The sequence below is a fragment of the Pantoea sp. XY16 genome (genome assembly GCF_025153065.1).
Classification (GTDB): Bacteria; Pseudomonadota; Gammaproteobacteria; order Enterobacterales; family Enterobacteriaceae; genus Pantoea; species Pantoea alfalfae.
In genome coordinates this window covers 50,066-63,550 of record NZ_JANZNP010000002.1, presented here as the reverse complement: position 1 = coordinate 63,550, position 13,485 = coordinate 50,066, and the positions used below count along the sequence as shown (strand labels likewise).

The 13,485-nt window shown below is 56.6% G+C and carries 8 protein-coding genes; 5 read left to right on the top strand and 3 right to left on the bottom strand.

Annotation, left to right across the window (positions count from 1 at the left end; translation table 11 throughout):
- The first annotated feature begins 20 nt into the window (after window positions 1-20).
- The 3 genes from dld (at window position 21) to N1689_RS01915 (ending at window position 6,112) form a co-directional block, all read left to right on the top strand.
- Window positions 21-1,724, top strand: a complete 1,704-nt coding sequence (gene dld / locus N1689_RS01925) for a D-lactate dehydrogenase (RefSeq protein ID WP_161736773.1) — start codon at window positions 21-23, stop codon at window positions 1,722-1,724.
- Between the two features lie 320 nt (window positions 1,725-2,044).
- Window positions 2,045-3,412: a chitoporin ChiP gene (locus N1689_RS01920; RefSeq protein WP_311202142.1), complete on the top strand. Its 1,368-nt coding sequence runs from the start codon at window positions 2,045-2,047 to the stop codon at window positions 3,410-3,412.
- Window positions 3,413-3,460: 48 nt separating this feature from the next.
- Entirely contained in the window at window positions 3,461-6,112 is a 2,652-nt protein-coding gene (locus N1689_RS01915) for a beta-N-acetylhexosaminidase (RefSeq protein WP_260057714.1), read from the top strand.
- Window positions 6,113-6,189: 77 nt separating this feature from the next.
- Here the strand turns inward: N1689_RS01915 and N1689_RS01910 are convergent, their stop codons facing one another.
- From N1689_RS01910 to N1689_RS01900, 3 genes are all read right to left on the bottom strand, one after another.
- Window positions 6,190-8,634: a DUF3772 domain-containing protein gene (locus N1689_RS01910; RefSeq protein WP_253421382.1), complete on the bottom strand. Its 2,445-nt coding sequence runs from the start codon at window positions 8,632-8,634 to the stop codon at window positions 6,190-6,192.
- Between the two features lie 227 nt (window positions 8,635-8,861).
- On the bottom strand, window positions 8,862-9,809 hold the full coding sequence (pbpG, locus tag N1689_RS01905; protein ID WP_161736214.1) for a D-alanyl-D-alanine endopeptidase: 948 nt from the start codon (window positions 9,807-9,809) through the stop codon (window positions 8,862-8,864).
- Between the two features lie 179 nt (window positions 9,810-9,988).
- Complete coding sequence (locus N1689_RS01900) at window positions 9,989-10,576, bottom strand: Yip1 family protein (RefSeq protein ID WP_161736215.1); 588 nt, start codon at window positions 10,574-10,576, stop codon at window positions 9,989-9,991.
- A gap of 205 nt (window positions 10,577-10,781) precedes the next feature.
- Here N1689_RS01900 and N1689_RS01895 point away from each other — a divergent pair, with 205 nt between their 5' ends.
- Together N1689_RS01895 and N1689_RS01890 are read left to right on the top strand one after the other, a co-directional pair.
- Entirely contained in the window at window positions 10,782-11,363 is a 582-nt protein-coding gene (locus N1689_RS01895) for a DedA family protein (protein ID WP_260057710.1), read from the top strand.
- Between the two features lie 202 nt (window positions 11,364-11,565).
- Window positions 11,566-13,380 (top strand): glycoside hydrolase family 15 protein, encoded by a 1,815-nt coding sequence (locus tag N1689_RS01890; RefSeq protein ID WP_161736217.1) that lies wholly within the window; start codon window positions 11,566-11,568, stop codon window positions 13,378-13,380.
- Window positions 13,381-13,485: the final 105 nt, after the last annotated feature.

Genomic DNA, 13,485 nt, shown 5'->3' with positions numbered 1-13,485 from the left:
ATAAGACAAGGGAATTGCTCATGATACAAACCTCTGCCCTGCTTTCTGACCTGCGCCGCCTGGTCGGCCCTGCCCATCTGCTGACAGAACCTGAACAGACTGCCCGCTATCGCAAAGGCTTTCGCTCCGGCGAAGGTGAGGCGCTGGCCGTGGCGTTTCCCGGTACGCTGCTGGAACTCTGGCGGGTATTGCAAACGTTGGTGAAAGCGGATGTCATCATCCTGATGCAGGCGGCGAATACCGGCCTGACCGAAGGTTCAACGCCGCATGGCGACGATTACGACCGTCCGCTGGTGATTGTCAGTACCCTGCGGCTGGATAAGCTTCAGCTGATCGACAACGGCCAGCAGGTGCTGGCATTCCCCGGCAGCACACTCTATCAGCTGGAAAAAGCACTGAAGCCGCTGGGGCGTGAACCCCACTCGGTGATCGGCTCCTCATGCATTGGGGCTTCGGTGCTGGGTGGCATCTGTAATAACTCCGGCGGATCGCTGATTAAGCGCGGTCCGGCCTACAGTGAGATGGCCCTGTATGCGCAGATTGATGCACAGGGAAGACTGAAGCTGGTGAACCATCTGGGTATCGATCTGGGGACCTCACCGGAAGAGATTCTGGGACGGCTGGATGACGACCGCTGGCAACCCAAAGATGTGCAGCACGATGGCCGTCACGCCTCCGATCATGAATATGCCGATCGCGTCCGTGAAGTCGATGCGGATACGCCCGCCCGTTATAACGCCGATGCGCGTCGCCTGTTTGAAGCGTCCGGCTGTGCCGGGAAACTGGCGGTCTTCGCCGTGCGACTGGATACTTTCGCCAGCGAACCGCAGCAGCAGGTATTTTACATCGGCACCAATGAACCCGGTGTGCTTAACGATATCCGCCGTCACATCCTGGCGCATTTCACCCATCTGCCGGTGGCGGGCGAATATATGCACCGCGACATTTATGACATTGCGGAAGTCTACGGCAAAGATACCTTCCTGATGATCGACAAGCTGGGCACCGATAAGATGCCGCTGTTTTTCACGCTGAAGGGTCGGATTGATGCCTGGCTGAGCAAGCTCTCCTTCGTTAAACCGCACTTCAGCGACCGGCTGTTGCAGCGCCTGAGCAAACTGTTCCCGGCGCATCTGCCCAAACGCATGAAGCAGTATCGTGACAAGTATGAACATCATCTGATGCTGAAGATGTCGGGCGATGGCGTGGCAGAGGCGCGTAACTATCTGCGCGACTACTTTCGTGAAGGCGGTGGTGAGTTCTTTGAGTGTGAAGGTAAAGAAGGTGCGCACGCGTTTCTGCATCGCTTTGCGGCAGCGGGTGCGGCCGTGCGCTACCACGCAGTCCATGCAGATGAGGTCGAGGATATTCTGGCGCTGGACATCGCGCTGCGTCGCAACGATGCGGACTGGTTTGAAACCCTGCCCGATGCGATTCGCGCATCATTAAGCCACCGCCTCTACTATGGTCACTTCTTCTGTCACGTCTTCCATCAGGATTACATCGTCAGAAAAGGGGTGGATGTGCACGCGCTGAAAACGCAGATGCTGGAGATCCTGCAGGCGCGCGGCGCAGAATATCCCGCTGAACATAACGTCGGTCATCTCTATCAGGCCAAACCGCAACTGGCGGCGTTCTATCGCCAGCTCGATCCGACCAATAGCTTTAATCCTGGCATTGGCAAAACCAGCAAGCAAAAAGGCTGGGCGGTGAAGCAGGTTTAAGCGCGTTATGGGTCAGCCTGTCTGAGCAGGCTGACCGTCATACGACGCAGCCATCCACTCACTTCCTGGAATTGCCTGCCGTATTATCTCTGCTGATGACTAACATCTTCATCAAAAAATTAATTCTCCTTCCCAGATTGCACCTGCTTTATTTACTGTCATCGGTTTCTGCGCAACACCTCACAAAATACCCCGCCACCAATTGATAATTCGCGTCGCGAAAAATAGATTGTCGCCACTAAAACTAAAAGCTGTTTAATGACCTTTATTTTCTTCAGGGAGGAAGAGTCATGCGGAAAAATAATTATGCTTTAGCGTTAATGGAAATAGCCACTGTGATAATAGCCCTGTCAGCAATAATTTCATCTCCCGCTTATGCGGCCGGATTTATTGATGACGCATCGCTAAAAGGTAATGTTTTTTACTGGCAGCGGCAGCGGGATCGCAGAGACACCGATCCCGCCAGTGACTCTCAGGGACAGTATCGGGCTAATTTACATCACGCCTCGCTCAACAGTAATCTCGACTTCCAGTCAGGTTACGCCGGGGAGTGGATAGGTCTGGACTTGGCCGTTTTTGGCGCTGCTGAACTCGCCAACAGCGGCCCCGCCGCTCCTAATGAAATTGGCTTCAGTAAGGCACGTACCCGCTGGGATGAAAAGTGGAATGGCGACAGCGGCGGCGCTTCAGTTTATAAAGCCGCGCTTAAATTAAAATATAACGAATACTGGTTACGCGCCGGATATATTCAGCCCACCGGCCAGACGATCCTTGCGCCGCACTGGAGTTTCTTACCCGGCACCTATCGCGGCGTCGAAGTGGGTGCGCTATATGATTTCCAGGAAGCCGGAGCATTATCATTCTCGTGGATGTGGAGTGATAAATATAAGGCGCCCTGGTATCGTGATTTATATGATTTCCGACAGGCTGATGGCAAAACGCATATCAGCTATCTGCACTCATTCGGCATGAAATATGACTTCAAGAATAATCTGGTCCTTGAAGGGGCATTCGGTCAGGCGGCGGATTATATGGATCAATATTTTGCCAAAGCCTCCTGGTCGGCCACACCGTATGGCAATGCACTCTCCACCAGCTATCAGTTTTACGGCGCACACGACAACGTGCAGGGCGGTGCCGCTAACCCCCGCGATGTCTATGATGGCCTCGCCTGGCTACAGGCAATCACGATCGGTTATAACGTCGGCCCGGTGGATCTGCGCCTCGAAGGCAGCTGGGTCAAAGCAGAGGGCAATCAGGGCTTCTTCCTGCAGCGCATGACGCCGGGCTATGCCAGCTCCAATGGCCGACTGGATATCTGGTGGGATGCCCGTTCCGACTGGAACGCCAATGGCGAAAAAGCGGTCTTTGCCGGTGCGATGCTCGACTTAACGCCGTGGCAACTGGCGGGCTGGAAAGTGGGCGCATCATACGTCTGGGGCTGGGATGCCAGACCCGCCACCCTGCCCACCGTTGACCAGAGCCAGCGGCTGAAAGAGTCCGCCTGGAACCTTGATCTGATCTATCAAATCCAGCAGGGCCGCGCCAAAGATACCCTGTTTAAACTGCATTACACCCGCTACGACAACCACAGCAATCTGCCCAGTTACAGCGGCGGTTACGGCAACATTTTTCAGGACGAAAAGGACATCAAATTTATGGTTATCGTGCCGTTTACCCTGTTCTGACGCCCTGCAGACTCCCGGATATCTCTTCAGCAGCAAGGATGAATCAATATGTTTAAGTTAAGCCTTATCGCGCTCACTCTGCTGGGCGCTGCAGCCTCAGGCCACGCCAGCTCGTCAGCGCAGCAGGTGGTGAACCAAATCAGCCAGTCTGGCATCACTTATCAGGTGAATGACAACCAGGCCGCTCTGAATGGCACCGACTGCGCCGCGCTGGGTGCCGACTATGCCGCCTGCAATCGCGCGACCATTACCCTGACCAATAACGGCCCGGCACTGACCGACAAACACTGGGCCATCTACATGAGCAACGTTCACCAGACGCTGCGGGTCGAAAACGATCAGTTTAAAATGACCCACCTGGTTGGCGACTTAACCCGACTGGAGCCGACGGACAAGTTTACCGGCATTGGTGCAGGTGAGTCGGTGCAGATTCCCATCGTTAATGAATACTGGCAGCTGTTTGTCACTGATGTGATGCCGCGCTGGTATGTCACGTCCGGGCAGGCAACGCCCAAAATTATTGCCAGCACCGACCATGAAGACCCCAGCCAGTTTATGTTGCCGCTGGGTGAGCACTGGCGACGCAGTGCCGATGACCACAATGTCCTGATGCAGCCCGTCAGCCGGTTTGATAAAAACAGCGATGTTGCTGCCCTGCCCGTCTCTGCGCTGCGCGGTCAAATCACACCCACGCCGCTTGAGATGAAGCTCCGCCCGCAGGATGCCGATCTCAGCCGCGGCGTCAGGCTGATGCTTACCGGGCTGACACCTGAAACCGGTGAAGCGGTAAAACAGCGCCTGACCCTGCTCGGCCTGAAAGAAGCGCCAGATGGATTCGCCATCACGACACAGATCAAGCCGGACCACTTCAGCGGCATAACGGCGAAATCGGGCGCATACAATCTGGATATCACGCCCCGCCGCGCCATTGTGGTGGCCTACGATGCTGCCGGGGCTTTCTACGGTCTGATGTCGATTCTCTCACTGGTACCTGGCGAAGGTGCGGCGCGTATCGCCGCGCTGGAAGCCCATGATGCGCCGCGCTTTGCTTATCGCGGCGCGTTTCTTGATGTTGCCCGTAACTTTCATAGTAAGCAGGCGGTGATGCGGCTGCTTGATCAGATGGCGGCGTGGAAGATGAACCGCTTTCACTTTCACCTGAGTGACGATGAGGGCTGGCGGATTGAAATTCCTGGCTTACCGGAACTGACTGACGTGGGCGCTAAACGCTGTCATGACCTGACCGAACAGCGTTGTCTGCTGCCGCAGCTCGGTTCCGGTCCGTTCAGCGATAACAACGGTAGCGGCTACTTCAGTCGTGCTGACTACATCGACATTGTGAAATATGCGCAGGCGCGCCACATTCAGGTGATCCCGGAAATTGATATGCCCGCCCACGCCCGTGCGGCGGTCATCTCAATGGAAGCGCGCTATCAGCGGCTGATGAAAGCGGGAGACGCTGAACAGGCCAGCGCGTACCGCCTGATCGATCCCACCGACGACTCCAATACCACCTCGGTGCAGCTTTACGACCGCACCAGCTATCTCAATCCCTGCATTGCGGGTTCTCAGCGCTTTGTCGACAAGGTGATCGGTGAGGTTCAGGCGATGCATCAGGAAGCGGGACAGCCATTAAGCACCTGGCATTTCGGCGGGGATGAAGCGAAGAATATCCGCCTGGGTGCAGGCTACTCTGACAAAAATAACCCTAAACCAGGTACCGGCCTGCGCGACTGGCGTAACGAAGATCTGCCGTGGGCGAAATCGCAGGCGTGCCAGGCGCTGGTGAAGAGCGGCAAAGTGGAAGATCTGGCGCACCTGCCGAGCTATTTCGCCCTGTCCGTCAGTGAAATTGTTAACCGCCACGGCATTGGCAAAATGCAGGCGTGGCAGGATGGTTTAAAAGATGCCAGAAATGCCGCAGCCTTCGCTACCCCGCGCGTTGCGGTCAACTTCTGGGATACCCTCTACTGGGGCGGTTTTGACAGTGCCCCCGACTGGTCACAGAAAGGATACGATGTCGTGATCTCCAGTCCTGACTACCTCTATCTGGACTTCCCGTATGAGGTGAACCCGCTGGAGCGCGGCTACTACTGGGGCACACGTTTCAACGACGAGCGTAAAATCTTTGGCTTTGCACCGGACAACCTGCCGCAGAATGCGGAGACCTCGGTGGATCGCGACGGCAATTTTTTCAGCGCCAAATCAGAGAAGCCGTGGAGTGGTGCTTATGGCATGTCGGCCCAGCTGTGGAGTGAAACCGTGCGTACTGACGCCCAGATGGAGCACATGATCTATCCGCGCCTGTTTGCGGTCGCGGAACGAAGCTGGCACCGCGCCAGCTGGGAGCGGGATTACCAGCCAGGTCAGGAATACACGGGAGGCAAAACCCATCTCGTCGATCAGCAGGCACGCCTGCATGACTGGCAGCGATTTGCCAACCTGCTGGGACAACGGGAACTGGCGAAGCTGGATAAAGCGGGTATCGATTATCGCCTGCCGGTGCCGGGAGCAAAAATCGTAGATGGCATCCTGTCGATGAATGTCGCCTTGCCCGGCGTGATGCTGGAGTACAGCCTGGACAAAGGGGCTAACTGGCAGCGCTACGATGCTAACAGACCGCCGCAGATCAGCGGTGCCGTGACAATCCGCTCCGTCAGCCGTGACGGCCAGCGCACCAGTCGCGTGGAAACGTTGTAGTAAGCGGGATTAAGCATGAGCTGAGAAGCCAGCGTTGTGAATATAAAAAAGGCCGACAGATGTCGGCCCTTTCACACCTAAACCAGCTTCTCTTCCGGTACCGGCGCCACACCCGCCATCTGCTGACGGCGCTCAATAATCATGGTTTGCGGTGTCGAGAGCAGGATGCCCTCTTTACGCAGACGCGTCAGAATATCAAACAGCAGGTCGCTCTTCGCGCCTGAGATCTGGCGCTGACCCGCCACGTTACCCGTGACGCTCAGCACAATCCCCTGCTGGGTCAGATCTTTAAACGAAACAGACGGCTCCGGCGTCTCCAGAATGCGTTCATTCTCGTTGTAAACCTCCAGCAGAATATCGCGCACCTTCACCGGATCGATATCGAGGGGGAAAGTCAGCGTAATCGTCACCACCCCCTGCGCATTGCCCATGGTCGCATTGCGCACGTTCTGCGAAATAAACTGTGAGTTAGGCACAATCACCGTGGACTTGTCGCCCAGTTGGATCTCGGTGGCACGCACGTTAATGCGGCGGATGTCCCCTTCGATGCCGCTGATGCTCACCAGATCGCCGACTTTAACCGGACGCTCGGTTAACAGAATCAGCCCCGAGATAAAGTTCTTCACGATCTCCTGTAAGCCAAAACCGATACCAACCGACAGCGCACTGACGATCCACGCCAGCTTGTTCCACTGCAGACCCATGATCGACAGGGTAAGCAGGATAATCAGCACGTAACCGATGTTGCTGAACAGCGTCACCAGCGACACCCGCATTCCCACATCCATGGTGGTTTTTGGCAGGAAATCGGTGTCGAGCCAGCGACGCACCGAGCGCAGCACATAGATTCCGACAATCAGGCAGATTATCGCATTCACCATGTGCGCCGGTACGATGTTCAGGGATTCGAGTCCTTTACCGCCCCAGAACTCGATCACTTTTTGCAGCAGCTCAATCGGCGTTGAGGAGGCAAAAGTGCCGTTGACCAGCGCCAGCGCGACAATCAGCACCAGGAACGTTTTACCAATGGCCGCCAGCAGCGTGGCCGTCTGCTGCAGGTGACGCTCATTAATGTTAAGCGAACTCTGGATGCGACGACCGGTAGCGTTACTGGTTGAGAAGAGACTCTCACAGCCATCTTTCAGCAGATGACTGAGGAAGTAGAACGAGCCAAACAGCAGGCCGCACCAGATCACTTCATAACTCAGGAAGCGCGCCAGCGTGACGTAACCGATGAGCAGCGACACCAGAATGGCGATCCCGGTCAGCGTCAGGCCCATCTGGATCAGTCCGACCAGCGTAGAACGTGCCTCCGGTGGTGTACCCGCCTGAGTCATACGGCGACGAACGCGGTTGGTACGCATGCTGATCGCCAGCGCGGTGCTGCCGATCAGCAGGGCCGTCAGCCCGTTGGCAAAAATGGTGGTATTCAGGCTGGTGCCGACGCTGTAGTTAAACGCCTCGACCGTCTGGAAGATAAAGACCAGCACGGCGGTAATCGGTGGAAACGGTTTTAACGCCATCGCCACTTCATTGGAGATGGTCGGTAAACGCCAGCTGGGGCGACGGGTAGAGAGGAAAGCGCGTCCCAGTCCGGCAATCAGGCCACAAAAGACACTGAGCCGAACCAGTTGATCCACAAAGTCCTGAACGTTTTCAGAAACCTCATCACGGCGGGTAAAGGCCAGGGCGATGAAGTTAAAGGTGAGGACGACAGCCACCAGGGTGGTCAGGGCTATCGCTGCCGCCAGGAAACTGCGGCGCAGCTTACCTTCCGGCAGTTTGTGAATGCTGATCCAGGCCAGAAACTCTTCGCTGTAACGACGGCCAGCCGTCATCACCAGCAGCGCCGCCAGCAGCCAGAAGACACTGCCGACGCGCCAGCCCGGCTCCCAGGAAAGCGCTGCGGTGTCCTGCAACTCCTGCAGGAACTCACCAATTTTCTCGCCATCCAGATCCTGTGTGCTGAGCAACGGTGACCAGAAGCGCGCCCCGAGAATGCTGCCGGAGTTCAGCGCCAGCTGGCTTTTCAGCTGATCGCGACGCAGGTTAACAATCTGCGAGGAGAGCATCAGTGCGCCATTTTTAATGCCTTCAGCCTGCTTAATCTGGTCGTCGAGTTTGCTTTTCTGACTCTCCAGCGTGTTACGCTTGCGCGTCACCTCCGGCGTCTCTTTGACGCCGCTGTCCGCTTTCGGGGCCGGACCCAGCACCTGCAACTGGGCTTCCAGTTGCTGGCGATCGGGAACCAGCGCCTGACCCAGCGTATCGGCATTGCCGGAGAGCTCCAGCGCCATTTCATTCAGCTGCGTCAGCTTGTTTTCGCCAGCATCGACAGAAACCTGACTTTTAATTTTGTCGAGGATCTTCTGCATTTTCGGCAGTTCAACCGCGGCATTCAGCTTCGGCGGGGCATCCTGTTCCTGAGCAGCACCGGCCGCATCATCTGCGGCCAGCGCCAGCGCCGGGGCAAACCCTACCAGCGCCAGCATTAACAATGCAAAAAGGGATCGTATAAACATATGTGTAAGATTCCGGCAGCTTAATTCAGGCGATCGTCCCTCGCCAGTCGCGCGTAAGTGTAGGGCTTTGCAAGGGATGGCAATATAGGAATAACGGGCATTTTTCGGGCTGATTCGGGACAGGCAGCGGCGTAAACATCGCTGTACGCCTCTGCCTGCTTCTTCCCGGCGACCTGCTCAGCCTGCAGTTCATGCCAGTGCGCGCCGTGCGCGACACCCGCTATTCTCTACTCAACGTCGGCACTGCTGGCACCATTGCTGGCAACCTGGCCCGACTTCTGCTTTTTATACGCCAGTGCAGCAGCGGGGACTGGCGCGGCTTTGCCGGTCTCAATCCAGCTGCGCAGACGGTTAGCGTCGGCGAAGTGGGTATATTTGCCAAAGGCATCCAGCACCACCAGCGCCACCGGACGATTGTTAATCATCGTGCGCATCACCAGGCAATGGCCCGCCTCGTCGGTATAACCGGTTTTGGTCAGCTGAATATGCCAGTCGTTTTTATAGACCAGATGGTTGGTATTGCGGAACGGCAGCGCATAGTTCGGATGGGCAAACACCGCCGTCTCTTCTTTTGTGGTGCTGAGCGCGCCAAGCATCGGATATTCCCGCGTCGCTTTGAGTAACTTCACCAGATCCTGTGCGCTGGAGACGTTCTGCGTTGAGAGGCCGGTTGGCTCTACATAGCGGGTCTGTTTCATGCCAAGTGACCGCGCTTTGGCATTCATTGCCTGGATAAAGGCGCGATAACCGCCCGGATAGGCGTGTGCAAGGCTGGCGGCGGCACGGTTTTCTGAAGACATCAGCGCCAGTAACATCATATTGCGTCGGCTGATCTGGCTGTTGAGCTTCACGCGCGAGAAAACGCCACGCATTTCCGGCGTCTGGCTGACATCGACGTTAATCATCTCGTTCATCGGCAGATGCGCATCCAGCACCACCATCGCGGTCATCAGCTTGGTGATGGACGCAATCGGCCTGACCCGATCCGGGTGGCTGGAGAAGAGCACTTTATTAGTGGTGAGGTCGACAATCATCGCACTGCCAGAAGCGATCTGCGGCTGAGCAATAGGCGCAAGTTGCGACAGCGAAGTCGTCGCCTGCGCCGGAAGTGAAACAATCTGCCCGGAAACGAGCAGCGCCAGCGAAAGCAGGGTGGAGCGAATTTTTGCAGGCATCGTAGAAAAAAACCCGGTTATGATTGTGTACTGTGTCAGACCGACACAGGCCGCCCGCTTCATTCACGTCGGCGCGCGGGCTGGCAGCAGCATCATACGCTTAAGGTTAAGAAATTTCCTGGTGAGATTGTTTCCGGGCGTAAAAAGAGTACTGCCGCCAGAGCGGCGGCAGTGGTCAGTCAGAACAGATGCGGTCCATATCCCCACAGCACCACGGTCAATGCCAGTAACACTTCAAAAACCAGCACGCCGATGGCAAGTGTAGAGCCGGAAAACCGCAGACTCTCTTCGCGATCGATATTCAGAAACAGCGGAATGCCAATATAGAGCAGATAGCCGGTGTAGAGCAGCGCCACAGCGGCGGCCAGCACGCAGAGCCAGACCAGCGGATAGAGTGCCACCAGCCCGCTGAGAAACAGTGGCGTCGCCACGTATCCCGCAAACACGGTGCAGCGCTGGACGCCAGGACGCTGCGGAAAATCACGCGCCATCCAGTGGATCACGCGTCCCATAACCGCGACACCGCCCAGAATAATCAGATAGAACAGAATGCCCAGCCCGATCCCGGTTGCCAGGTTAAGTTGCACATATTGCCCCTCGCCCAGATTCCAGCCCAGCTGAGTTGTACCGATAAAGGCGCAGATCACCGGAATCGCCGCCATCAACAGAACATGGTGGGTGTAATGGTGCGATACGCTCTCATTCTCTTGCTTGATATGACGCATTTCCTGATTCGGATGCGCCAGCAGACCCCAGACATGATTCATAGATTCAATCCTCTGATGCAGTGGGCTGCCCGATGATGCATCCGTCTTTAGGGGCAGCGTCTTCTCAAGTATAAACGGCAGTGAAATTTTCGTGGTGACCGGACAAAAAAACAGCATAAATAAACGGCCCCATGAGGCACGAGCGGAAGCAAAGCTAAATCGCGTATAGACTTGAAGAAACAGTCACTGAACAGGGAGGGTCATTTTGCATCTGGATATCAACGCATTAATTACGCAGTACGGTTACCTGGCACTTTTTATTGGCTGTATCGCCGAGGGGGAAACATTTACGTTGCTGGGCGGTGTTGCCGCGCATGAGGGGCTGCTGCATTACGTGGGAGTGGTGCTGGCCGCGATGGGCGGCGGCATTGTTGGCGATCAACTGCTCTACTGGATCGGTCGCCGCTGGGGCACGCGGATCCTGCACCGCTTTAAAAAGCATCAGGACAAAGTGGTCAAGGCAAACCGCCTGATTAAACGCCGCCCCAGCCTGTTCGTGATTGGCGTGCGCTTTATGTATGGCTTCCGGCTGATTGGTCCCATCATCATCGGTGCCAGCCGCCTCAACCCGATGAAATTTTTTATTCTCAACGTCATCGGGGTGGCTATCTGGTCGCTGATCTTTGTGACGCTGGGCTATTTCGCGGGCGGCATCATCGCACCGTGGCTGCATAAACTCGATCAGCATCTGAAACATCTGCTGTGGCTGGTCGGCGCGGTCGTCTTCGCCTTTGTGCTGCGCTGGGTGATCCGCCGCTGGCACAACCGCCGGGCCGATCAGCAATAAATGAACGGCGTATTCACCAGATAACACACCGGTCGCCAGACGCTGAACAGCGTCTGGCGACCTGCTGACGATAATGTAAGTCTCACCCGCCCATCTTACCCTCTCCGTCCTTATTCACCCCCGCGTTAACCATCTGTGCCCAAACGAAGCCGCATCGGCGGGCTCAGCTATAGTTAGGAGGGACACTGACAGGGAGATGAGGATGAGTAAGGTAAAACGTAAGATTGAAGACCACGGCGTCATCGGTGATTTGCGCACCTGTGCGCTGGTCGCGAATGACGGCACCATTGATTATCTCTGCTGGCCGGAACTCGACAGCCCGTCGGTGTTTGCCGCCCTGCTCGATAGCGATGATGCCGGCCTTTTCTCCCTGGCCCCTGACTGGCCCAATGCGCGGCGTCAGCAGCTTTACCTGCCCGATACCAATATTCTGCAGACCCGCTGGCTGGATGATGAGGGCGTAGCGGAAATCACCGACTACATGCCGATTTGTGATGATAAGAACAAACTGCCGCGCCTGATCCGCCGGGTCAAAATGATCCGCGGCAGCGCAACCTTCCAGCTGCACTGTTCACCGCGTCATGACTATGCCCGGGCGCAGACCCGTGCCGAAGCGCACAACGGCTGCATCGACTTCCATGCCGAAGGCCAGCCGTCATTGCGCCTTGCGGCCTCCGTGGTCATGACGCTGGAGGATGACAGCGCCACCGCCCACTTCACATTAAAGCCCGGCGAACATGCGCAGTTTGAATTTGGCAGCGTGGATGATGCACATATCGAAGCGCTGGCGACCGAACACTGTTTCGAAGAGACGCTTAACTACTGGCGACGCTGGAGCGCCCACAGCACCTATCAGGGACGCTGGCGCGAGATGGTGCAGCGTTCGGCGCTGGTCCTGAAGCTGCTGACTTCACATCAGCACGGCTCGATTGCGGCGGCGGCAACCTTTGGCCTGCCTGAAGAGCTGGGCGGCGAACGCAACTGGGACTATCGCGCCTCCTGGATCCGCGACGCCTCGTTCAGCATGTATGCCCTGATGCGGCTGGGCTACGTCGATGAAGCCAAACACTTTACCCACTGGGTTGGACGCTGTGTTGAAAACAGCCATCACGATGAGATGCGCCTGCAGGTGATGTACCGGCTGGACAGCGGCACCGAGCTACATGAGATGGAGTTACTCAATCTCTCCGGCTATGCCGACTCCCGTCCGGTTCGCATCGGCAATGACGCCTGGCAGCAGACCCAGCTCGATATCTATGGCGAGCTGATGGATGCGGTTTATCTGGCCAATAAGTATGGTGAGGCGATCTCTCAGCGCGGCTGGGAGCATGTGGTCAAAATGATCGACTGGCTGTGTGATAACTGGAATCAGCCCGATGCCGGTATCTGGGAGATGCGCGGCGAGCCGGAACACTTCCTGCATTCGCGTCTGATGTGCTGGGTGGCGCTGGATCGCGCATTGCGACTGGGCATGAAGCGATCCCTGCCGATGCCTTACGAACGCTGGGATCGGGCGCGTCGGGAGATCCGCGAAGATATCTGGGCAAACTTCTGGAACAGTGAACGCGGCCATTTCTCTGCCACCCGTCATGGGGAACATCTTGATGCCTCCATGCTGCTGATGCCGCTGGTGCGCTTCGTCGGTGCCACCGACCCGGACTGGATTGCCACGCTGGATGCGATCAAAACCAATCTGGTCAGCGATGGTATGGTGCGGCGTTACAACACGCATGAAACACCGGCCGATGGCCTTAAGGGATCGGAAGGCTCTTTTGGTGCCTGTTCATTCTGGTATGTCGAGTGTCTGGCGCGCGCAGGCCGGATTCAGGAGGCGCATTTTGAGTTTGAGAAGCTGCTGAGCTACGCCAATCCGCTGGGCCTGTACGCCGAGGAATTTGACAGCCACGGTCATGCGCTGGGCAATACGCCGCAGGCGCTGACGCATCTGGCGTTAATCAGTGCCGCCTTTTTCCTGAATCGCAAACTCAGTGGTGAACAGACGCAGTGGCAACCTTAGTCAGCGATAAGCCCGGAAAGCCCCATTTTTAGCGCCCTGCTTTCCGGAAATGCGCTAACATCCGCGGTGAATTTACGTAAAGTATTGCAGGCAGGTTAAAATCCC